Raw genomic sequence first — 22,382 nt, 5'->3', positions numbered from 1 at the left:
CTACTCCCCGTTATCGGCTTTGCCGGCATTACGGGCATCATGCACCAGCTTATCCACTGTCATCGGCACCGGACAGTTGACCACATGGGGAGAGTTGAGGTTTTCAAAATCATAATTGTTAAGGCCGATATTCGGCGGCGGCGGAAACTCCAATACTTCCAGTTCACCTTTGGCACGCAACTCTTTCACTTGCTCCAGGCCTTTGACGACACCGACGCTGTCTATCGCCGGCGTCAACCAGTGGGCGAAGCCGATATGCCACATGGGGCTATAATCATCTTCCGGCATAAAGTAGGAAGGTACCCCCACCTGGCTGCCAAACGGCCCGCCGCCGAGCAAACCCATGCCGTCGCTTGGCGTGGGCGGATAACTGCTGCGTATCGGCGCCGGCGGTATAAACTGGATCAGCGGCACGGCTACCGCACCGAGAAATTGATGCTTAGGCACATAAGGCACCCCCATGGCTTTTGCCGGGCCAAAGGGAAAAGTATCAAGCACAATATAATAAGGCAGATAGTCCCCTTCCCCGGCCCAGGATTTATGCAGCTTGAAGGTCACATGGGGATTTTCCCCTGCGGTCTCCAGCGCAAGCACATGGCCGGAGGCATTTAAGCCGCCCCAAACTTCGCCGTTGTATAAACATTGCGTATTGGCAGGCAGATCCGGAAAACCGCGGCAGGATTTATCGATGCGGTTTTGCTGCCAGGGTTTATCTCCCCACTTAATGATCACGGCATTAAAGATCACGTCTTTACCGTTATAGTTGACCCGGCGCAGCGGCGAATAGCTGTTGTTATCATCAACCTCGGGAATACCTTCGGGGTTTTCATCATTGGCCCAGACGGGATTTGGCAAGTCACCGTAAAAGGTCCACTGTCCCTCAGCCGATACCGATGCCAGGCCCAAAGCCGCTTCGGGGGTTTTCGCCAGCGCCCCGGCCCAGGCCAGCCCTAACTCATCTGCCAGCGCCTTGTCGCTGACATCATGCAAAAAGTACCAGACCCGGGTTTCTTGTCCCTGCTCGTCAATATTGATGCCCTGCTTCAAGGCAAAAGTCGCCGTGCCCCGTTCATTATCCGGCGGCACTGCCGATAAAGCATCGCCGATAGGATTATCGCGAAGATTATCCAGCTCACCGATTTCTGTCCCTTTTACCCAGACAGATACCGGCTCAAGCTCAGGGCCGAACTGACCTGTGCCGTCACCGGTTCTTGCTGTCGGCAGCGCCACGGTATCGACATAACCGACCCCGTCCCAGGAAGGAATTGGCGTTGGCATCAGCTTGGTTTGCCCGGGGTTCTCCACATCCCAGCGCAGCAACATCGCATGATCTTCATGCTGGGTATTATGACAATGCTCCATATAGGTACCGGCAAATTCCCGAAAACGAAAAGCAATCTCTATTATGCTGCCGCTATCTTCCTGCGGACCGAGCCGGTAGACATCCTTGCGTGCCCACTTTTCCCATTCCGGCGGCTCTTTACCGTCACGCCTTAAAATGATGCCTTCTTCGAAATGGATATGTACCGGGTGGCTCCAGCTGCCGCTGTTGACCAAACGCCAGACTTCGATACCACCCGAGTTCTTATCCGGCGCCGCACTGAGCCTGCGGGGATCCATGCTCAGCCCTTTGCCGCCGTCGGTTTCTATCACCCAGGGCTTTTCATCTGTGGGCTGACGTTCAAATTCAAAGGTGCGGTGCAGGGCATTGGCCAGCTCACTCTCATCGGGACGGTTTAAGGGGATCAGGGTTTTCTTACCGGCAACAAAGTCGGCGGGATCCATACTTTTATCTTCTCCCTGGTAAGGTTGCACGCGAAACTCAAGAAACTTGCCCACCACGGGATCGCCGTGCATCCAGCGATCGACCTGGCCGTCATCCTCATCATCATAAGGGAGGGCATAATAATCACCGCTGATAATGTCCCCAAGCGGGATCACCTTATCGGTGACCTGGCCGTTTTTATGCTGCAACATATTGACAAAATAAAGCTTGTCACCGGCTTTAAAGGCGCTGAAATCCACGATAATGTCATAACGCTCGGCGATGCCCAGGGTGGGCAATTCGCCGTTTTCAAAATAAACGGTATGCTCCATGATATTACCGTCATTGGCGATCAGATAAAAAGGTACCGGCTCCCCTGCTTCATCCACCAGCGCCAGTTTAAAATAGCGCGATACCGAGCCGTTTAAAATGCGAAAACGGTATTGGCGGGCGCGCACGTCAAAATATGGTTTGTAAAGCCAGTTCACTGTCATGACATCACCGACAAAGCCTTTGACATTAAAAGGATTAAACCAGAGCTGGCCTTCGCTGTCCCATGCCTTTTCCGCCAGCAGCAAATTAACATCATAATCCCGGTTGCCCCAGTCCAGGGCGCTGCCGCTGGGCAGACGCAAATTCACGCCATCGTCGAGGGCTTCATTGCCGCGATCGAGGGCGCTGTAATAATTCATCATGGCAACGCTGCCCTTGTAGACATTTTGCGCGGTAAAATCGAGCATATGATCATGGAACCAGTGAGTACTCATGGTTTCGCGCCAGTCGCCGCGCAAATTAACTATGCCCCCCTGACCGTCCGGACTACCCGCCCTGGGCTCCTTTGCATCGCGATTAATCGAATCGTAACCGGCCAGTACCATAGGCCAGCGGTAATCAAAGAATTGTCCGGGGAAAAAGAAAGCATTGGTATAACCGTCACTTTCCGCCGGGTTATGGCCGTTATGCTCATGGGTACTCAGGGTATGTACGCCAAAGCCGCGGTTGGCGGAAACATCGATGGGCAAGGCATTATAGTGGCGCATAATAAGCGGCTCGCCGTAACGCACTTTCAGCAGCTTGGGGGGAAAAGTGCCGTCAAAGGTCCACAAGGTGGTTGGCCCTTGCTGCGGCATATTCGGATGGAACCGCACCGGAATGCCGGCCGTAGTACCTGCCCCGCCGACATTCTCATGATAAAGCCCGCCGGGGGCAAATTCTCCCACTTGGTATTGATGATCCTGTTTATTATCCCTGAGACCGCCGTTAAGGCGGGCGCCTGTGGTCGCGGTCTGAAAATAACGTGTCGGGGTAAAATCAGACCAGCGTTGGTGCGACCAGCCTAAACCCGGTGGCCGCCCTTCGGCGGGCGGCTTATCAAGCGCCCGGCCGAGATATCGCTGGATATGCCCTTGCCAGGGATTTAACTCCCGGGTATTGGCGGCCACGGTCGGCAGCGGCCAAATCCCCTGGCTCAGGAAGTTGTCTAGCTGCTCGCCATCGGGCAGGCTTTGGCTGTCTGGCGGCGTTGGCAGCGACTGCCAGTTGCCGGGTTTATTGTTATCCAGGTTTAACGGCTCCAGACCAAACTCTTCAAAACGCAGCATCGGCTGACTGAAGGGCAAGGCGCCAAACAAGGGACTGGGGGCGCCATTGGTGGGGATATTAAAATAACCGTTATCCTGCAAACTGCCCTTGGGCAAAACATTGGTTATGGTGGTATCTTCGCTGGTACCGGTTGCGCCTCCTTCAAAAGCCCCTTTATTGGCCTCAGGCAGATCACCGGGCAGGTCACCAAATACCGGCCCCGTTGGCAGGGAAGCATCTTCTTCTGCCACCTCTGTATTATCGTCGCTACCGCTATTTAATTCCCATTTACACCCAGGCACAGCAGCAAACACCAGCGATAAAGCCAAGAGCATCACAACAGGCCTTAGGTGAGTGAATACGGGTCTGAAAAGAGAGGGAAATGAATAAAGCGACAAAGATAAAAACGGACAGTGTTTTTTTTGTAATAAGCTCATGAAATCACCTATACACCTCTAGCCCTTACCTGTAGCCCGGTAAGAACAAAGAATTAACTTAGGCACTCAATACTTTCCAAAGTATAGTGTTATTGGTTGTCGGCAAGTGCAGTGGATGTTTTGCAGTGGCACAGGAAAATGGCCATGGAACAAAACAATGCTCCCTGCCATTCTCCCCTGGATTTCATCGGGAAGTAATTAACAAGCATAGGTGGGAAAAAGACCTCGGGCAAACCTGTGAGCACAAAAAAAGACCGCGGCTTGAGCTGTAAAGCCGCGGTCTTTATTTTTTCAGGATAAAAAGCTTATCTATTATCTTATTAAGTCGGTTTTGACTTATCTACCCGGGTTGTTAAGCGATTATTCGGTGAGATCAAAGTAAGCATGAATGCTGTCTGCGGTAAAAGCCGGGTAAGCCGACGGTTTGAACTCATTAAGCTTGCTTTGGAAATTGCTGTTTCTAAAATCAAAACTGGCATTGCCGAAATCACTGTTATTGATCAACTGCCGGAACACGGCATTATCTGCGCTGCCATCCCCTTTGATCATGGCATAGCTCACAATTGTTGGTGTCAGAAATGCCCCCGGCGCTTCCGGCTCGGCAACATCGCTGGCACGGGCAAAACGAAAGGCATGGGTTAAAATACTGTCCTTGTGATAAACAATGGCCGGATGTTCGCCGATAAATTCAACCTCATCCACGCTGCGGGCGTCATAATCGCCATGGGCACTGGCACTGACATGGGTCATCACGCCATTGACAAACCAGGTGATGACATGTTCAAGGTCGTGTCTGTGACCAAACCAGAAAGATGCCTGATCTTTGATAAAATACAGGGCATACATGTTGGCACAATATTCTATACCGCCCTGCTCGACACAGGCATGCCTGTGATAGGTATTTGACTCGTTATAAAAATCGCTGAACTGGCAATTGTCGCTGACGCCGCCGCTGATCTTCAAGCCCGGATTAGCCACTGCGCTGCGGTCAAACGCCGCGGCGGCATAACAGCCGTCACCGTCAAAATCCCAAACCGGCGCCTGGCTTTCCACTACCTGGCTGTTGCGATAAGTACTGTCCTTACGGATATAGGTATGCCCCTGATATTCCAATAAGTAAGGTTCCTCAACCGCCCGATCTAATTTTTCATCATAACGAAAATCGGCGGACAAGGCCGAAAAAGAAATGCCAAGCAAGGCAGAAAGAGGTAAGATTTTCAGGAGGTTAGTTGTCATTTTTTTCATTTTTTTCCCTTTTATTTAAAACAGCACGGGGGCAAATTTTAACGCTTATCTGTGAGCAACTTAGTCACCCTTCCCGGGTGGCGATGCGTACAATATAGAGGGATTCGTTATTAATCAAGAACTTTTACAAACGGCAAGTTAAATACGGCGGCCGAAGGGGAAATCGGCAACCGTAAAATAACCAGCTATCGCCCTGGTTTACATTTCGGGATTTATACAGGCTTCCCATGGAGTCGAAAAACACCTGCTATTGGTTGGACAGCCGTTAAATACATCGGTATTCGGGCCACAAGCCACTACTGTCGGTATAGGACCGGCACCGCCAACCTGAGGCGTCACTGCCGCCGGCAGAGCTTTATTGTCTCGTGATAGGTTTTTTAACTTTTTCTTATTCAGTTTTAATTTCACGATATATCCTTATTATTTTAAATTTATGAACAGCTGCCGAACAAATTTCACACAGCAGAATATAAATTAGCCAACACTTAACCTTTCGTCAACATCTTGAATACACAAATGAAATATATATCGCTGTCTTATGATCGTAATCAACATCCGGTGCAAGAATAAAAAAGGGAAAATACCAGAGCACTTTTCGCTGATATTTTATACAAAGGTTTCATTGAACTCCCAGTCGGGCCCTGATAAGCTAAACTAGCTAACAACTTGATTTAAGAGGAAGAAAATGGATATTAATTTAGAGAAATTCGACAAATCAGCCGTAGCAATCCTCAGGCACCTGGCCGCAGAATTCCCGACCGGCAAACGCATAGACTTTAAAAGCCTGTTCACAACAGATCCCAGCGATGATGAATTTGATACCCACCGCGGCGCTATCACGGTATTACGGGATAAAAAACTTATCGTCGAAACCAAATCCGCCAAGTTCACTTTGTCTAACGAAGGACTGACCATGTTTGGCATTGCCGATATAAAAAGCCACCTGCAAACAAAAGTGGATGCCCAATAACCGTTAACCTAACCTGGCTTACATCCGGTATAGATGCGGCTGCTTTGTCAGCCGTAACTTTGCAGCCAGACACTCAAGCCACGGATGGTTAACACCAGGATCCCGGCAGTCGTAGCAAAAGCGACAATCGCCAGCACAGAATATAAAAACCTTTTAAAGTTAATCGCAAGCCTTTTGAAAAAACCCAGCTCCCCGGGGGCTTTGTCCGGTACGCCGGGAAAGGTATACAACAACCAATAAATCAGTGCCGACCATAATAGCGCAATCACACTGGGAATATGCAGGTAGTCATACTGGCTTGTACCGGTATTACCTATCAGGATATAAGCAATCAAGGCTAAAGATGCCAAGCCAATAACAAGCGCAACTCCTTTAAACCATTGAACTTTTAATGCCAGCAATCGTAATTTATCTATCATTTCCTCAATTTATCTCTTTTAACTCTTACCCGTACCGCCCTTATACTGAAAAGCAGCTCGGCTTGCTGTACACTATTCCTTCAGACATGAAGGCACGGGATTTATGGTTTTCTTATCTTAACCGGCAATCTATTTGTTGGTGGTCATTTTGGCAAGGGTGCGATCTTTTTTAACGAACTGGTGATACAGGGCTGCCATCACATGTGCCAATATCAGCATCCACACCAGCCAGGCGCCCAATATCTCTTTATGGATGAAGTCTATCGGCGCTTCAAATTCCTTAAAGCTTAACCCCAGGCCTTCGCTGACTAGTGATACAAATAACGGGGTCTCTTCAAATTTCGGGATATCGAATAGAAAGAAATACTCGGTATTGACCCCGGTACCCACATAGCCGGTAATGGGCATAATGATCATAATGGCATATAAGGCATAATGACCGGCATGTGCTGCCAGGTGTTCCAGCTTAGAACCCGGCTCTAAATCCGGTACCCGGTTAGTCAGGCGCCAGACCAGTCGCAGCGCAACCACTACCGCAATCGTCACCCCGACTGATAAGTGCAACTGCAACGCGGTCCAGTTTTCCGGCGTTTTCTCCTCGGTAAACCAATGACGGTAATAAACGCTCATATACGAAGCTAAAAATAACACCGCCGTGCCCCAGTGCAACCATTTTGCTATTGTTCCGTAATTATCAGCAGTGTTTTTAAATTCCATTCAATACTCCAAAACAGGTAGGTATATAACCCCCTTTAAAGGGGTTTTGTGACATATACATATCAAGCCTGCAAAGCTTTATATAACCAAAGGTCGCTTCTCGTTATAACAGGCTTAATTTCATCCGGCCAAACAGGTTTCCATGGCTGGTTATACCCTAAGTTACTCTGATTTGAATAGTCATTTCAACACATTAAGCAAGATTACCTTCGAACACTCTGAAAAACTGAACATAAAAGCCGTTCAAAAAATATGAGAACGCCGTCTAAGACTTATAAGCGACAACCACCTGGCCATAATGCCATTTTAGTCAAAAGACTCACAAGACAGGGCAATCCATTTCAGGGGATGGAGCATAACAATTGCCTTAAAGATATTACTCCTTATCCCCTGCATTGTGCTTTTGATTCTCACTAAGTGCCCCGATAAATTATTTCCCGGGTACACTCGGGCCAACACGGGAAACATCACCATGTTTATAATAACTTCGATTATCTTTAGGACCAAAGACAACCGCGGTATGTTTTTGATAGCCAATTTTCCCGAACTGCTCGCGCTTTTTCGATATCACCGCCCCCTGTGTTGTCGGCCCCATGTAACCGACAACCCGGTTATGACGCTTGCCCATGGCATCAATCGCTTCTTTACGCTCTTGGGTGAGATTGTCAGGATTGAAGAAGGCTTTTACCTGGCCCCATTTACCCAAGGGCCTGTCCATCACTTTATCGACCTGTGATTTATTTCTTAGGTATTGAGTTTTATAGCTGGGTTGATTTAACTCCTGCTCCAGAGAACCGGCAAAGGTTTTACTCCATTTACCGGCACTTTGCTCTATGGTTTGCTCACGAAACTTTTGCGGTACATTCTGCATATTCGATAAATCCGTTTCCGTTCCGCTAAAGCAGGAATTTGCGCGCAGCTGGCTCACGCTGGGCAACCCCATCTTATCCAGCATAGAGGCAACGGATTTTGCTGACGTTGCCTCATCGGCATCCGAATAAATTTTCTTATCGCCGGGAGAGCCGTGCCCCTGAACAAAAACCACCGGATGGGAACGCTTGGTATCGACACTGCCAAAATCCATCATGGCATTATCTTGATGAGACCAGTCACGCAGTTGCTGATAAGTTTTCTGCTCGGTGGGATTCATAAACCCCGGGGCATTTAACTTCTGTTTGGCTAACTGATGAAAGGCATCACGTTGCTCTACATCCTTAAAAATAGGCCTTACCATAGGATGATCATCCCGTAATGCCTGTATCCCCATACCGCGCGAATTTGCCATAAAGTTCGTGACATCACGGTGGGGAGAAACCATATAACGCTGCTGATCCACCAGCGGGCTCAGATCGCTTTTATTAAAGTTTTCGATCTGAGACAACATAACATTACGATTCATATCACGGGGCCGTGGATTTGCCACCCCCATACGTTTAAGCATATTGGTCGTTGCTTGTTCTTTTGTCGGGGGAGCTTGAGGTTTTCTAAGGTTCAACATAAAAATTACTCCTTTTCGGTGGCTACGAATAAAGACGGTTATCTTCATTGCCCAAATAAGACTCAGGCAATGAAGGTGCCACAATAAAAAGGCTCCCCCAGATGAATATACACAACTGATTTACCGACAAAAGCTAAACCGGTGTCATTTTTGTTGCCTTAAAGGCTCGACCAATATCAGCTGTTTGGGCAGACAAGGGATATGATTTGACCCAGAGGGTTAAAACGGACCCGCATGGTTTTAACCCGGTAGCAGGTATTTGACAGCGGTTATTTCAACAAACTTGAGAAGTTTGCCATTTTTGGGGCACGGAAAATAACAAGGAGAACTTAAGCGATGGAATGAAGATTTTCCGGGGAAAACACCTCAAATGCTCTCCTGCAAGGCAATTGGGGAGTGATAAACAGCGTGGTCTGAAGCACCACGCCCTTACTGTTTCACTGTTTATAATTAGCAGTGGGTAATGCCGATATATGTGGTATTTGGCATCTCTTTGGCACCGCCAGCCACTTTGTCAGTCATCTCCATAGGAAGGGTTTTATTATCTTTAGAAAGGTTTTTCAGCTTTTTCTTGTTGAGTTTAAGTTTCATTTTTTCATCCTTATTATCATTATCAGTAAACACTTGTTGCTTAAGTGCACCTTTAAACTAGCAAACCTCCACACGAAGTCAACAAAATAACAAACAAGAAATTACATATTATTTACAAGAACATATCAAATACTAAAACGGCCCTGACCCATAATAGTAAGAGTCAAAGCCGCTTAAACGTTATGCTGGCTAAGCCAGCATACGAACACAAACGTTATTTATAGTCGGCGACTAATTGTGTTCCCGTCCCCTGTCCGGTGATCATAATATAATGCCAGCCCGACGTAGGGTTATTCACCACTATGCTTTCTTCACTGGTGTTTGCAGTGGTTGCCGCATTTTCATAATTGCTGCTGCCCGGCCAGCCCGTTGATGACTGATAAATGCTGGCATCACCGTTACCGCCGCTGGTGGTAAAACTCAAACTGCTTTGACCACCAGGAACGCTGATGGCCATATAAATAGTAGCGTCACCTAAACATACCGCCTGATTATCGACTAAGTCACCGCGTGTTACCGCCGCCTGGCTGTCACAGACATTGCCTGTGCCGCCGCCGTTATCTTCACTCCAGCTGGCACTCAGGCTGACATTGTCGAAAACCTGATTATTGTACGGATTCCCCATCACATACCAGGTACCGGCCTGCGGCGATGCCACACTGACGGTTTCATTATTGCCCGACTTATAAGGGCGATAATCATAATTGCTCAGGGAAACCTCACTGCCGGCTTTGACATATAAGTCAACATCGCCGCTGCCGCCTGAAGACTGGATCACCAAATTGCTTGCCCCTTGGGGGAGTTCAAAGCGGTAAGTCGGCTGTTCGCTGCCGTCGGAGCTGATAACAACACTCTGGCCATTTTCCAGAACATTGTCCGGCTCGGTTGGCGTTTCTGTGGTGCTTTGTACGGTTTGCAGCCAGGCGGCAAATTCCGTATCTAAACTGGTGCCTATGTTATCTAAAATATTGTTATAGGCATTGAAATCGCCGGTACGCAGCTCAGACAAAATGTTATTGACATAGCCCATTTCATTTTCAAACATAAAACGTACCGCCAGATAACTCCAGTCGTAAATCTGGCTTGAACTGTGATCATAGTTGGTACGCAGTAATTCACTTAACTTATAAGTGTTTTTACGCGCTTCGGCGACAGCATTATCGTTATAGTCTTTATTGGCAATATATTCCGCCAGCCCTTCGCCCCACCATACCGAATCATGGGCATTAAAATCACCGAAGTCGCCGTATTTGTTAAAGCGGCCATCCAGGTAATGTACATATTCATGTTTTAAGTTCCACACGGCAAATTCCGGCAGCAACCAGTCGGCCTCATGGGCAAAAAAACGTGCGACATTGCCAACCACCGACGGATCGCCTTCAAGATAAATACCACCATTGTCTGTGCTATTGCCATAAATATGATAGGAGAATTTCTTATATTGCGCCGTGCTGTCGTAAATCACCAATTCAAGTGCCGAATTATGATCATCCGCCACCGGGATATTGTTGGTGTTTAAACGCTGGTGGAAATAACTTTCCTGCTCCCCCAATTCATCGCATATCTGGCTCAGCTGACCATTGGTCAGCTGTTGGGCGCGTATGGTCAAGGTTGAACTACAGGCATGGGTAATTGGCAGAATTTGCGCTTCCAATTCAGCTTTGTAATTACAGGTATTATAAAAACTACAGTTTGCGCCGTCGTAATAATCCACCTGGCCCATCATTCTAAACCAGGCCTCGGAAGCATCGCCTGTCATGCTGTGACGGGATAAGAAGTCTTTGATTAAATTTTGCGCCTGGCTACGGGTTGCACCACTGTATTTCAGGATACGGCCGAGTTCGGAGGCTGCATCGTTAAACTGCGGCTCCTGGCTGTGGCCGATCAAGTCGGTATTGTTTTTTAAGAAGCGGTCAAGGGCATTGACCAGGGAGAGATCGGCTTCTACCGCATTGATAAAAGCCGCATCGTCCCTGGCGCGGTAGATGTAGATAAGCGTTTTGGTAAACCAGTTCTGGCCGTTGCTGCCCCACTCCTTAGCGTAGGCATCTAATATGCCGATGGCCTGCGGCAAATAACGATAACGATCGGCAGGATCTGTGGTATACATCAAAATCATGACTTCTTTGGCCAGATAAGCATGGGTTTCATCGCTCTGGTAAAAATTGCCGTTGGCAGCAAAGGCATCGAGGAAACTGACGATGGCATCATCAAGCGCACTGCCGTGATTGCCGATAATGCCTGAATTTCCTGCTTGTTCCTGGGTCCATTTGCCCGAGCGTAAATAGGCAACGAAAAAACGCAATTTATTGGCGCTGGTGCCGTCATAGCTCAGCGCCAAAGCACGGGCTTCATTGGCAATATCTATCATGGCGCTTTCGTTAAACAGCGACTGCATATCAGCCGTTGGCGTAGTCCAGATGTTATCTTCAAAGCAGGTATAATCATCCTGGGTTTTCATCAGGTCATTACGCGCCCCGCCGGTAACTCCGGCAAGCTCGGCTGTGGTGGCACAAGTTGCAGCAGCCGTGACTTGTTCGGCGCTTTTCGCCAACAGCCGGTTTTTAAAGGTATGACGCAGCGGGCTTATGGTCGCCCGATCCCGTGCCAGGGGATCGGCATCGCGAATGTCAGTATTAACGGCTGTTGACGCCGTTAAATGGCTGGGTTTATGATCATGGCTTAAACGAATGTTTTTATGAGGTACTGTACTGGCGATACTGGCATTGGCCGCTAATATCGCAGATGTTGCAAGGATTATTGTTTTAATTTTCATCGTTTTTATCTTTATAGTTATTGATTTAGTTTTATTAACTCCCGCCACATCAGAATTATCCCGTTCGTTTTTCAATGAAATATATAACTTCAGAGAATCTTTCTTTCCGTGACCATAAAAACATATATTGTATACATTATACTCGTCAAGCAGTTTTGTTTATTCCTTGACCACAGGCATCACCGGCAACAAATATAGAGAAATAAATTAAGCAACTGTTTTTAGTGAAAAAATTTATTTAAAGCTCAAGGGGTCATGCTCTCCGCTTATTCCTTGAGGAAATATATGATAAGTAATGAGAATTAAAACTGTCTGTTTTACCGTCACAATGTAACATTAATTTAACATCAAAATGTTAAGCGGAAGCCGTCGGTGAAAGAATTTTAGTGCCAATCACTAAAGGAGGAAAAAGACTCAGGTACAAATGATTGGAGATGTTGACCACCCCGTATCATAAAAACCGAGATGATCATATAAAGGCTTTACCTGCCTGCCAAGAGTAGCGCCTGCACTAAGGCCGTTGAAAACAACTGCGTGACTGCTCGACCTGAGATCTGATAACACAGCCTTTGGCGTGATCATTGATCAGCCCCATGGCCTGCATAAAGGCATACACAGTCGTGGGCCCGACAAATTTCCAGCCCATCTTTTTCAATGCTTTCGACAGCGCCACCGACTCATCTGAAGTGGAGGCCGTCTGCGGCTCTGCCAGGACTTCATCTTCAGGTTCATAACCCCAGAAAAACGCCGCCAGGGAGCCTTGTGTTTTCACCAGCTCCTGCGCCCGTTTGGCATTGTTGATCACCGCTTCAATTTTACCGCGATGTCTTACTATGCCTTCATCCTGAAGCAGGCGCTCAACATCCTGACCGGTAAAGGCTGCCACTTTATCTAACTCGAAATTATCAAAAGCGGCACGGAAATTCTCACGTTTGGCCAAAATAGTGCGCCAGCTCAACCCGGACTGAAAACTCTCAAGGCATAACTTCTCGAACAGGCGGCGGTCATCGTCTACCGGAAAGCCCCATTCATTATCGTGGTAGTCAAGAAACTCGGGCGCCGCACCGCACCAGCGGCAGCGTGAACCGCCATCGGGACCGACAAAATTCTCTGTCATCTTTTTCTCCTTAAGTCATCTAACCCATCAGTTCAGCAGGAAATTAAGGCGTTCATCTCCCCGGTGCGGGGAAATTTCCAGAATTTCTGCACTAACAACATTTTTAGCCACAAACGGATCGGTATTTACCCGGCTTTGCAGCGCCTCCAGGGTGCTGTTGTGGGCTAAAACCGCTCCCCCTTTATTGGGCTGCAGGCTGCCCACCATTAAAAATACGCCATCCTCCAGACCCTGTTCAATCCAGGCCTTGTGCCCAGGCATAAACTGGCTTGCCTGGCTTTTGTTTTCTGAAAACGTCAGTAAGATAATAAACATCCGGTTAACTCTCCTTTGCTTTTTTACTTAGCCCCTTTGTTCAGAGGCTAATGTTCAGACTTTGGCTTTATATAAACGCTAAGCCATTGATACAGCTGCTCAACTTCTTGTTTGATAAAGGTTTCATCATTAAAGGCACTGGCCAGGGTCGCCACCCCCTGGCTGCGTGCCAGAAGGTGCATCGCCAGGGTATCGGCTTCGTCCTTATGGCCAAGCTGCTCGAATTGCCGCACCAGCCAGGTACGAAACAGAGAAAATAACTTATTGGCTTCGCTTTGGCCGACATGGTTTAACTTCGACAGCTCAGTGGTCAGGGTGCCTAGCGGACAACCGTAACGCTTAATTTTATCCCGGTTGACGAGCAGAATATTGATAAAACTGCGGATACGATCTGTCGGGGTTTCCCCTGCCGACTGCCACTGCTCCAGCATGGCACGGGAATTAACCAACCGCAGTTGGATCACGGCATCGAGTATTTCGTCTTTGCTTTTGAAGTGATAATAAAAATTGCCCCGCGAAATTTTCACCGCCCGGGCAATATGCGCAAATGAGGTATGTTCAAAGCCCTGCTGATAAAACAAATTATCGGCCGCTTCGACAATATGCTCGCGTGTCATTTTTTTACTCATAAAAAGACTTCCCGCGCTCCTGTGGACCGGTTAAGGCTAAAGCCAAAAAATAGGACACTTGTCCTAACCCTAGAAAAAAAAGAATAGGACAAACGTCCTACTCTGTCAAGAGGGCCGCTAAGTTAAAGCGCGACAAGTGCCTGTTCTGCAGGTGATAACCTTACTAAAAACCAAAACAACAACAGGCATGAAGCAGGATAACCAGGTGACAAGCCACTTTGGCTTATCCCAGGCCAGAACCCTAAAACTCCTTCGCCAGCGTCATATAAAAGAAATTTCCCCGCAGCGAGTAAGTATTGTAATCAACACCATTGGTGCCTTCATACCTGAGCGGCGGCTCTTTGTCCCACAGGTTTTTGACTCCCAGGTTTATGTCTACCCCCAGCGGATCATAAAAATAATTCACCTGGGCATTATGGAAGTTACTGGATCCCATGACATGACCACCGGGCTCATCGGTGGCGGAGATATATTCGACGTTATAAGTGACCGACCAGTCGTTTTTGCTCCACCCCAGGGTCAGGTTGGCGCGGTCTTCGGGGATATTGCCGAATGAATTATCATACAGGCCGACGATAGAGCGCGACGGCGAATCGGCGGTGTCCTGTACGTCAAAGGTCAAAAAGTGCGACCATTCCAGGTTTATGTCCCAGTCGCCAACGGAGGAATCAAAACCATACATCAGCGCCAGGTCAATACCATCCAGGGTGCGCTCGGCAATGTTATCATTGGGGGCATTAACCGAGACAATATAACCTGTGCCGCCCAGGGCGCGGGTAACCTCGCCGGTATAATCGGGATTTTGCGCCACATAAGCCTGGTCCAGTACATATTCAGGGCTTTGGAACACCACATTTTCCTGGGTTATTTTAAAATAATCCAGGGTCAGGGACAGCTTATCCGTAGCCTGGTAAACCAGCCCCAGGGTTAGGTTTTTTGCTTCTTCGGGTAAGAGCTCGCTATTACCGCCCGAGGTCACGTTAAAACCTTTCACGGTATTTAAAATATTGCCGTCCACTAAACCGGCGCAGCCCGGCATATTGGCCACCACGCCGGTACCACTCGGATCACAGGGATCGGCAATGCCTTCGGTAAAGGCGGCATTGGCCTTGGAATACATTTGCAGCATAGTCGGCGCCCTAAAGCCGGTGGAATAACTGCCCCTTAAAGTAAGGTCTTCCAGCGGTTTGTAGATCACGCCAACTTTCGGATTGGTGGTGGTTTCACCCAAGTCGCTGTATTTCGAGTGACGGACCGCCAGCTGCACTTCTAAGGTATCGAGGGTTGGGATCACAAATTCTGCATAAAACTCATCGATTTTTCTCACCGGAGAAACCACATCCGAGGTCGCCTCCCCCCAGGAAACATCAAAGGTTTCTGTTTGCTGGCTGATATCCGCCCTTTGCTTGGACTGCTCTTCCCTGTGTTCATAACCTATGGCAAATTTCATGGTACCGGCGGGTAATTCCATCACAGGACCGGCAAGGCTGGCCTGGTAATAATCCAAAGTATTGTCGTTAATGGAGAAAGGTTTGGTGACATTGATATAATCGAGCATCTCCTGGGTTATGGTACCCGGGGGACCAAAAACATTGAGCGGGACGCAATCGGGGTCTTCACTGGTGCCGCATTCGTCGGATAAGGCCGCATCAATACGCATCAACGAGGGCTGCAAACCGCCGTCTGTGGTCATGCGCCCTTCCTGTGACGAGTAGGTCAGGTTCCAGTCATAATCGCCAAAGGCGCCGTTAAAGCCCAAGGTATAGCGGGTAACATCGGTTTCTGTGGTATAAACGCGCGGACCATATTCGACAAAACGGCGCGAGACATTCCCTTCCACCCCGAACGGGTTATATTTTTGATTGGCCCCGACGCCGAACTGGTTACCGTCAGCGTCATAATGATGAAATGCCGGCGTTTCGGTGCCGCTACCGTACCAGGCGGTATCAACCCCCGGAGGCGCCTGGTTGCCCCGGTTCCAGCCCTGATAGGAACTGATTTCGGCAAATACCTGGATATCATCGGTGAGCTCATATTCTCCGGTAAAAAACATGGTGGTATTTTTCAAGGTATTAGAGCCGGAAGTCACGTCATGATAGTTATAACCCATAACATCATAATCCCAGGGGATCACATCGCCCGGATTGGCGGCATCGGGTACGGTCCACTCCCCCTCGCCTAAACCAAAGCCCGTCAGCCTGGCATAAGGGGCCGTGCCCGAGCGCTGGTTTTGTCCGCCAACATGACGAAAGTCGGCATCCCGGGTACGTGTCCTGTCCCTGGATAACCAACCATCGGTATTGTTTTGCGCTAACGCTATCATCAAGCTGCCGCGATCGCTGCTCGCTCCCAGGGTTAAGCCGATGCGTTTTTCAGCCCCGTCTCCCCTGCCCGAGATACCATAACCGGCATTGATACGCGCCCCTTCAAAATCGTTTTTGGTAATAATATTCACCACCCCGGCAATAGCATCCGAGCCATAAATAGCCGAAGCCCCGTCTTTAAGTACCTGGATTTGCTCAACCGCTTCAAAAGGGATAGACAATAAATCCACCTGGTTTTCGGCATTCGCGGCTATGGTACGCCGTCCGTTGATCAGGATCAGGGTATTGCTGGCTTCAATGCCGCGCAGGGTGACGGTGGCAACCGAACCTGCGCCGCTGTCCGACTGGGCATTGGCGGTATTGCCGGTCAGTGCCGGTAATTTACGTAAGGCTTCGCCGACATCAGTGATCCCCAAACGCTCCATTTGCACTTTCGACACCACAGTGATCGGCGAAGATGAACTCAGCTCGGTCCGCGCAATGCGCGAGCCCGTGACCATAATCTTTTCTATATGTTCTTCATTTTGTTCACTGACAGCTTCGGCAAAAACCGGGGCTGAGAGCGTGGCAGCACTTGAGATCAGCATGCCTGATAAAGCGGATCGCTTAAAACTTGAATACTTGCTCATGGAAATTCCCTCTATTGACTTTAACTTGAAAAAACAAGGTAACAAGTTGTTATTTTTATATTTTATTTAGTAAGCTTTTTCCTGTATCCGCCCCCTCTATTGCGCAAAGCAACAAAAAACCGAACACTGCATACAATATACTTTATAAAAAGAAGAGAAAACAAGATAAAAACGAGCGTTTTTCAAACAAAGGTCAACGCCCGTATGAGGGCTAACAGCAACACAAAGCTATGAAAAATACTTAGTTTTGTTTGTATTTATTGTTGATGTTAAGTATTCAGCACTACATAGGGTACAGTATGAAAGATTCAATTATAAGGGGATTATTACGACATAATATCGGGCGGGTCATAACACAACTGAAGTTGCTATTACCATTAACCCGCCCGCTCCTTGCTCCGTTTAAACCTTACTTAATATTACTTTTTGCGGCTAAGCACTCGCCAGCACTCCTGCATCTCGTCTATTTTCCCCCGGTAGCCGATGACCTGATATTTAAGCCAATAGCACATATGCCTGACACCTTCACTGGTGTGCTCCGTGATGCATTCGGGCTCGCGGGTAACTGCTGCGAATGCATCAAACAGAAAGGCACATTCTTCGCTGAATTTGCTAAAATCTTCACGGAGATTGGCAAAATCGCTCGACAGCTGCTCTCTTCTGACAGCATCCTCGGTAAGGGGTAAGTTTGATTCAGACATGATAGCAGCCTCCCTTATTGGTGAACGGCGTATAGCTATTGGCACAGGTGCTTGTATGAGTGGCATAAGCTGGCAGTGGTTGCCTGGCAATTTGGGCAGGTATATTTTCTGTTAAAGAAACTTTAACCGAACGAAACTCTGGCATATCATTAGGTTTAGCCATAATGGATACCTCATGTATCTGTTTTGGTTAGCTGTCTCTGAGTGGTGGTGCACTTAGGGGCAGCGCCTGGTTTATCTTTTGATGCTCTTACACTTTTTCAGTATTCCTCCGTTGGTGAATGATTCAACTATTAGTGATAGTACAAAATACCGGAGAAATCAGGCTTGGTTTGCATTTAATATTTGTGTGAATTGTGGATACTGTATAACTCGCTGTACAAATAATTTAACCGCATGAAAGGTAACGAATAAAAATCACAAATCTCTGCTGTCATCGGGAAGGGTGAATTGTCGGTTTGTTGAGATAGCCGGATATATACAGGATTCACATGGCGGCTATTGCAATAAGAATAGCAGCCATACTTTAGGGTGTTCTTAACCAACTCCCTCCTTGCCAAATACAGGCCCTGGCAAAATCAGGTATTTTTAACCATATCGGTGAGTTTATTGACGGTATTGAGGTTTCGTCCGGTAGCGGCTACACCTAAACAAGCCTCGATATTGGCAACCAGTTTAGAGCGGCCAATGCCGTCCGGCGCATGTAAATAAAAAACCTTCTCGACAAGCTGGTAGCTTTCTGTTGCCGAGATCAGGGCGGCCAGTTTTTCCTCATTGATTTGTGGTTTGGTTTTACAAAAGTAAAAATGAACCGATTTCCCCTCAAGTGCCTGATAAGGATTATTGGCAACACAGCCGGTAAATTCATCATTCTCCAGTACCAATATTTGTGGCGTAAAGCCAAATTCTGCCTGGATTAATCCGCTAATTTCCGTTTCCGGGTTACTGTCGCTTAACAGTACAATATTGCCGCTTTGAATATATGTTTTCACCTGCTCAAAACCAGCCCCTTCCAACACTTTTTTTAATTCTTTCATAGGAAGCAGATTTTTGCCTCCGACATTTACTCCCCTGAGTAGGATAATGTATGTTTTCATATGCTGCGCTTATATTTATTAGTTTTAGAAAGGGATGCTCTTGCATCCTTATCATTTGATTTAATGAGAAAAGTAATGGCTCAGAATAACATTACAGTAGTTAAAAAACACCACTAAAATCCAGGAGCTGTATTGAATAAGCCGACACGGTAAAACACCAGCAGCAACAAAATGTAAGTTGCGATTACCACGGCAAAAGTTAAACCAGCATAAGCAGCCTTTCTTTGGAAAATAGCGCCCTCCCCAACACCTTCACTTTCCCTGTTATTAAAAAAACACCTTGCCGATAAAACAATTTCTGCGAATATGTTTCTCAAACCTGACATCGTCAAGATATCAAACATGTAATAACACTAAGTAAAAAACTCTGCCGGTACTACCCCTGCAGCCATGCCGGTCAGTCAAACTAAAAAGGCTGCAATTTAACAAAGGAAAAGGAGTATAAAAACGATGGAAAAAGAACTACAACAAACAAAAGGACTTTTATCATGAAACACAAGAATAAAATTAGCATCACATCACTGGCATTAGCACTTTGCACATTCACAGGCAATGCCCTCGCTGATGAGGTGAAACTGGTGGCCAAACCCGTCACCCAGTTTGACTGGATTTATGACGACCATGATACCGGCGCCGACGGCGATATCAGTATCTGGCGGCCAAACCTGTCCCATGCCCGCTTTAATGACGGCGACTATTACAGCCTGGGAGATGTCGCTATGAGCAGCCACGGCACACCGCCGAAAATGGCGCTTGCGGTAAAAGCAGTGGCGGCCGATGCCCTGGCACCGCCGATAAGTTATGTCAAAGTCTGGGATGATTCCGGCTCCGGCGGCAGCCATGATGTTATTTTCTGGAAACCGGTAGCACCTTCGGGTTATACCTGTTTGGGTGATGTTGCCATCAGGAGTTATTCACAAAGCCCGGATACCAACTGGATCCGCTGTGTTAAAACCGAATACCTGCGCACAGCAAGCTACCAAAAACTCTGGGATGACAGCGGCTCGGGTGCCGACGATGATGCCGGTGTCTGGCAGGCCACCCCGGCCAGCGGCGACGAAACCGGTTTAGCGGTGAATACCTTTATTTCCCGTCGCAGCCATAATGTCGACGGCCAGCAGTTTTTTGTCTTAGACAAACAAAAACTGCCCGGTTTAGGTTTTAACCAGCAACCCAGTTCAGATGCCGACTGGACGGCAATGGCAAAAACCTTTGCCCCGCTGGTATATTTGCATCATGAAGATGAATTTTTACCCTCTTCCGTGCCCCACTTCACGCCAGATACCAGCCCGTTTTCCGGTTATAACGCTAATATCGCCGACAGTAACGGTTTTTTAAGCACCGGCTTGAACTGCGCCATTTGTACCAACCAGGCCTTTTTGTACGGCCAAAACCCTGAATCAGCCAGCGTGCCGGTTTATGCCAGCATTATCACCAAAAACTCCCCCAGCACAACCACTAACGGTATAACACCGTCAGATACGGTAACCGATATTGTCTACTGGATGTTTTATCCCTATAACCGCGGCAAGTGGATCAACCCCATTTTATGGGATACCACCTGGTACGGTAACCATGTCGGCGACTGGGAACATTTAACCGTGCGTTTTGTTAACGGCTATCCCTACCAGGTATATTTAAGCCAGCACGGCGACGGCTCCACTTACCTGTTCGGCGATAAGAACCTGGCGTTAACCGCCAGCAATACGGGGGAATTCGGCGCCGAGGTCTATTCAGCCAAGGGTTCCCACGCCTTATACGCCTTTGCCGGCAGTTATACTTACCAGAGCATCAATATTGTTGTGGACTCTATCGATTTAACCGACCATACCAGCCGGGGCAAGGCATGGCATACCTCGGATAATGTAGAAGTGATGTTTTACCAGACGCCGGGACAATACACAGGTAATTTCGCCTGGATGAACTACACCGGCCGCTGGGGGAATTCAGAGCAGGCCTGTATCAGCACCATAGGGGTTTGCCGCTTAGAAGACGGTCCGACCGGTCCGATACGTAAAAATGCCCTGAATCCGGGTTACTTCAACTTAGATTGATCCTGACGTTTATCAGGTCATTGCATCTTCTTAATGGCCCGGAAAGTACCGGGCCATTCTTCTATCCGGTTATTCGGCATTTACCGGGCTTTCCTGCCACAGCATCACTTGCTTCCTGATGATGTCATAACCCCAGTTAAACAAGACGGCATACACCAAAAAGAACAACACAACCCCCATATCCATCAAGAAAACCGAGAGCAAGTCCAGCTGCGTCACGTACATAATGACCGGGAAAGACAGAACAACCATGCCAAGCTCAAATGCCAGGCCATGAAGTATCCGTTCGGTTAGTTTCCTGCGGCTTCGATCTGCACCGAAATAGTGGTCATAAGCCAAGTTATACAAGTAGCTCCAAACCATAGCGATCAAAGACAGGCAAACGGCAAGGCCTCCCATCGACAGGGCTTCTTTCCCGGTCATATAAATCGCAGCCAGTGTCAGTAATGCCAGCGCCAATGCCTCAAAAAGTACCATATGGAATATTCTTTCTTTATGTGTCATCCACTTCTCCCGATAAAAACTTGCCGCTCATTATATTCATCATTATGATTGTACAAAGTTAATAACCATCAGTTTTAGTGATATGTATAATATCGAACAACTTAACATGCTGGTGCACTCTGCCGAGCTTGGCTCATTTTCTGCCTGTGCCCGCAAGCTCGGCAAGGTGCAATCCGCCATCAGTCAGGGCATAGCCAACCTGGAAATAGACCTTGATGTGGTTTTGTTTGACCGCAGTACCCGAAAACCCACCCTCACCCGCGATGGCGAGCGGATATACACTTATGCCAAAGCAGTATTGCACCAGGTGTTGGAGCTGGAAAAAGTCGCCCTGGCGACAAGCAAAGCAGAAGAGCCTATCGTTAAGCTCGCCTTTGACTCAGCCTTGTTTACCCCGAAGCTGTCGAAGCTGCTGCAACAATTTAGTGAGCATTTTCCCCATACCGGGCTTGAAGTGATCACTGTCGCCAGTACCGATATTGCCTCTTATGTTGAGTCGGGAAAAGCAGACATAGGGATCATCTTTGCCGACCTGGCCTTTAACCGTAATGTCGACCTGTGTTTTATCGGCAATTTGTCCTTTTATGGTGTTTGTCATCCACAGCATGTACTGTCTAGCAAAAAAGAACTCAATGCCGGTGACTTGATCCCCCACAGGCAGTTATTACTCAGGGGGGAGCACGGAAACGAACTGCAGCACTTTGCCGCAATATCCGCCACGCTATGGTGGGCAAACAGCTTCGATGCCATTTTAGCCCTGGTAAAACAAAACATCGGCTGGGCTTATTTACCCCGACATATGGTGGCAAGCTTGATCACAGATAAACAACTGCACCAGTTGCCGATGATTTTTGACCATAAACCCTGGAATCTGCCGGTTGATGTGATCACGGCTAAAGGCGCCTCTTTCGGCCCGGCGCTCAACTACCTGTTTGAAGGCTTAAAAGCCATCCTGGAGTAATAAATGACTATTAGCATAACAAGCTCCGAAAAGTATCCGGGGGTAAGCAGAA

General features: G+C 48.0%; 20 protein-coding genes. 3 read left to right on the top strand and 17 right to left on the bottom strand.

The annotated features are described in order from the left end of the window. From SG35_RS11845 to SG35_RS11835, 3 genes are all read right to left on the bottom strand, one after another. Complete coding sequence (locus SG35_RS11845) at window positions 1–3,681, bottom strand: multicopper oxidase family protein (protein ID WP_053042859.1); 3,681 nt, start codon at window positions 3,679–3,681, stop codon at window positions 1–3. A gap of 462 nt (window positions 3,682–4,143) precedes the next feature. Next, a complete protein-coding gene (locus SG35_RS11840) occupies window positions 4,144–5,028 on the bottom strand; it encodes an NPP1 family protein (RefSeq protein WP_044831555.1) in 885 nt (294 codons plus the stop codon). A 198-nt stretch (window positions 5,029–5,226) separates the two neighbouring features. Then, window positions 5,227–5,436, bottom strand: a complete 210-nt coding sequence (locus SG35_RS11835; RefSeq protein ID WP_152646520.1) for a hypothetical protein — start codon at window positions 5,434–5,436, stop codon at window positions 5,227–5,229. Between the two features lie 277 nt (window positions 5,437–5,713). Here SG35_RS11835 and SG35_RS11830 point away from each other — a divergent pair, with 277 nt between their 5' ends. Next, entirely contained in the window at window positions 5,714–5,998 is a 285-nt protein-coding gene (locus SG35_RS11830) for a hypothetical protein (protein ID WP_044831554.1), read from the top strand. A 47-nt stretch (window positions 5,999–6,045) separates the two neighbouring features. On the opposite strand, the gene SG35_RS11825 is transcribed toward SG35_RS11830, so the two are convergent. The 13 genes from SG35_RS11825 to SG35_RS11765 form a co-directional block, all read right to left on the bottom strand. Next, entirely contained in the window at window positions 6,046–6,417 is a 372-nt protein-coding gene (locus SG35_RS11825; protein WP_044831553.1) for a hypothetical protein, read from the bottom strand. Window positions 6,418–6,546: 129 nt separating this feature from the next. After that, the gene (locus SG35_RS11820) at window positions 6,547–7,134 is read right to left on the bottom strand and encodes a cytochrome b (RefSeq protein WP_044831552.1); all 588 of its coding nucleotides are present in this window, start codon (window positions 7,132–7,134) and stop codon (window positions 6,547–6,549) included. A gap of 430 nt (window positions 7,135–7,564) precedes the next feature. Beyond that, the gene (locus tag SG35_RS11815; protein ID WP_152646519.1) at window positions 7,565–8,632 is read right to left on the bottom strand and encodes a hypothetical protein; all 1,068 of its coding nucleotides are present in this window, start codon (window positions 8,630–8,632) and stop codon (window positions 7,565–7,567) included. A gap of 450 nt (window positions 8,633–9,082) precedes the next feature. After that, a complete protein-coding gene (locus SG35_RS11810) occupies window positions 9,083–9,223 on the bottom strand; it encodes a hypothetical protein (RefSeq protein ID WP_169749405.1) in 141 nt (46 codons plus the stop codon). 214 nt (window positions 9,224–9,437) lie between these two features. Continuing rightward, entirely contained in the window at window positions 9,438–11,999 is a 2,562-nt protein-coding gene (locus SG35_RS11805) for a M9 family metallopeptidase (RefSeq protein ID WP_044831550.1), read from the bottom strand. 511 nt (window positions 12,000–12,510) lie between these two features. Further along, on the bottom strand, window positions 12,511–13,116 hold the full coding sequence (locus SG35_RS11800) for a DNA-3-methyladenine glycosylase I (protein ID WP_044831549.1): 606 nt from the start codon (window positions 13,114–13,116) through the stop codon (window positions 12,511–12,513). A gap of 27 nt (window positions 13,117–13,143) precedes the next feature. Beyond that, window positions 13,144–13,431, bottom strand: coding sequence for a YciI family protein (locus tag SG35_RS11795; protein ID WP_044831548.1), 288 nt, complete (start codon window positions 13,429–13,431; stop codon window positions 13,144–13,146). 47 nt (window positions 13,432–13,478) lie between these two features. Further along, window positions 13,479–14,060, bottom strand: coding sequence for a TetR/AcrR family transcriptional regulator (locus SG35_RS11790; RefSeq protein WP_044831547.1), 582 nt, complete (start codon window positions 14,058–14,060; stop codon window positions 13,479–13,481). Between the two features lie 241 nt (window positions 14,061–14,301). Beyond that, on the bottom strand, window positions 14,302–17,013 hold the full coding sequence (locus SG35_RS11785; protein WP_044831546.1) for a TonB-dependent receptor: 2,712 nt from the start codon (window positions 17,011–17,013) through the stop codon (window positions 14,302–14,304). A gap of 419 nt (window positions 17,014–17,432) precedes the next feature. Continuing rightward, entirely contained in the window at window positions 17,433–17,714 is a 282-nt protein-coding gene (locus SG35_RS11780; RefSeq protein WP_044831545.1) for a hypothetical protein, read from the bottom strand. Then, window positions 17,707–17,877 carry a hypothetical protein gene (locus SG35_RS11775; protein WP_160298242.1) on the bottom strand — a complete coding sequence of 57 codons (171 nt, stop codon included), beginning with the start codon at window positions 17,875–17,877 and terminating at the stop codon, window positions 17,707–17,709. The genes SG35_RS11780 and SG35_RS11775 overlap by 8 nt, the downstream gene beginning before the upstream one ends. Before the next feature lie 415 nt (window positions 17,878–18,292). Then, on the bottom strand, window positions 18,293–18,811 hold the full coding sequence (locus tag SG35_RS11770; RefSeq protein WP_044831544.1) for a DUF1697 domain-containing protein: 519 nt from the start codon (window positions 18,809–18,811) through the stop codon (window positions 18,293–18,295). Between the two features lie 113 nt (window positions 18,812–18,924). Further along, a complete protein-coding gene (locus SG35_RS11765; RefSeq protein ID WP_044831543.1) occupies window positions 18,925–19,155 on the bottom strand; it encodes a hypothetical protein in 231 nt (76 codons plus the stop codon). A 144-nt stretch (window positions 19,156–19,299) separates the two neighbouring features. Between SG35_RS11765 and SG35_RS11760 the strand changes: the two genes are divergently transcribed. Continuing rightward, window positions 19,300–20,865: a Vps62-related protein gene (locus tag SG35_RS11760; RefSeq protein ID WP_053042858.1), complete on the top strand. Its 1,566-nt coding sequence runs from the start codon at window positions 19,300–19,302 to the stop codon at window positions 20,863–20,865. 69 nt (window positions 20,866–20,934) lie between these two features. Here SG35_RS11760 and SG35_RS11755 read toward each other — a convergent pair whose 3' ends face one another. Further along, window positions 20,935–21,369, bottom strand: a complete 435-nt coding sequence (locus tag SG35_RS11755; protein ID WP_044831542.1) for a PACE efflux transporter — start codon at window positions 21,367–21,369, stop codon at window positions 20,935–20,937. An 82-nt stretch (window positions 21,370–21,451) separates the two neighbouring features. Between SG35_RS11755 and SG35_RS11750 the strand changes: the two genes are divergently transcribed. Then, entirely contained in the window at window positions 21,452–22,330 is an 879-nt protein-coding gene (locus SG35_RS11750; RefSeq protein ID WP_044831541.1) for a LysR family transcriptional regulator, read from the top strand. The last annotated feature ends 52 nt before the right edge of the window (window positions 22,331–22,382 follow it).

Origin of the sequence: Thalassomonas actiniarum (assembly GCF_000948975.2) — a bacterium.
GTDB lineage: Bacteria > Pseudomonadota > Gammaproteobacteria > Enterobacterales > Alteromonadaceae > Thalassomonas > Thalassomonas actiniarum.
This window is presented reverse-complemented; position numbering and strand designations above follow the sequence as displayed.

Excerpts from the sequence above, each read along its gene's own strand:
- SG35_RS11845 (WP_053042859.1), bottom strand. The coding sequence starts at position 3,681 with ATGCTCTTGGCTTTATCGCTGGTGTTTGCTGCTGTGCCTGGGTGTAAA.
- SG35_RS11840 (WP_044831555.1), bottom strand. The coding sequence starts at position 5,028 with ATGAAAAAAATGACAACTAACCTCCTGAAAATCTTACCTCTTTCTGCC.
- SG35_RS11830 (WP_044831554.1), top strand. The coding sequence starts at position 5,714 with ATGGATATTAATTTAGAGAAATTCGACAAATCAGCCGTAGCAATCCTC.
- SG35_RS11825 (WP_044831553.1), bottom strand. The coding sequence starts at position 6,417 with ATGATAGATAAATTACGATTGCTGGCATTAAAAGTTCAATGGTTTAAA.
- SG35_RS11820 (WP_044831552.1), bottom strand. The coding sequence starts at position 7,134 with ATGGAATTTAAAAACACTGCTGATAATTACGGAACAATAGCAAAATGG.
- SG35_RS11815 (WP_152646519.1), bottom strand. The coding sequence starts at position 8,632 with ATGTTGAACCTTAGAAAACCTCAAGCTCCCCCGACAAAAGAACAAGCA.
- SG35_RS11810 (WP_169749405.1), bottom strand. The coding sequence starts at position 9,223 with ATGAAACTTAAACTCAACAAGAAAAAGCTGAAAAACCTTTCTAAAGAT.
- SG35_RS11805 (WP_044831550.1), bottom strand. The coding sequence starts at position 11,999 with ATGAAAATTAAAACAATAATCCTTGCAACATCTGCGATATTAGCGGCC.
- SG35_RS11800 (WP_044831549.1), bottom strand. The coding sequence starts at position 13,116 with ATGACAGAGAATTTTGTCGGTCCCGATGGCGGTTCACGCTGCCGCTGG.
- SG35_RS11795 (WP_044831548.1), bottom strand. The coding sequence starts at position 13,431 with ATGTTTATTATCTTACTGACGTTTTCAGAAAACAAAAGCCAGGCAAGC.
- SG35_RS11790 (WP_044831547.1), bottom strand. The coding sequence starts at position 14,060 with ATGAGTAAAAAAATGACACGCGAGCATATTGTCGAAGCGGCCGATAAT.
- SG35_RS11785 (WP_044831546.1), bottom strand. The coding sequence starts at position 17,013 with ATGAGCAAGTATTCAAGTTTTAAGCGATCCGCTTTATCAGGCATGCTG.
- SG35_RS11780 (WP_044831545.1), bottom strand. The coding sequence starts at position 17,714 with ATGTCTGAATCAAACTTACCCCTTACCGAGGATGCTGTCAGAAGAGAG.
- SG35_RS11775 (WP_160298242.1), bottom strand. The coding sequence starts at position 17,877 with ATGGCTAAACCTAATGATATGCCAGAGTTTCGTTCGGTTAAAGTTTCT.
- SG35_RS11770 (WP_044831544.1), bottom strand. The coding sequence starts at position 18,811 with ATGAAAACATACATTATCCTACTCAGGGGAGTAAATGTCGGAGGCAAA.
- SG35_RS11765 (WP_044831543.1), bottom strand. The coding sequence starts at position 19,155 with ATGTTTGATATCTTGACGATGTCAGGTTTGAGAAACATATTCGCAGAA.
- SG35_RS11760 (WP_053042858.1), top strand. The coding sequence starts at position 19,300 with ATGAAACACAAGAATAAAATTAGCATCACATCACTGGCATTAGCACTT.
- SG35_RS11755 (WP_044831542.1), bottom strand. The coding sequence starts at position 21,369 with ATGACACATAAAGAAAGAATATTCCATATGGTACTTTTTGAGGCATTG.
- SG35_RS11750 (WP_044831541.1), top strand. The coding sequence starts at position 21,452 with ATGTATAATATCGAACAACTTAACATGCTGGTGCACTCTGCCGAGCTT.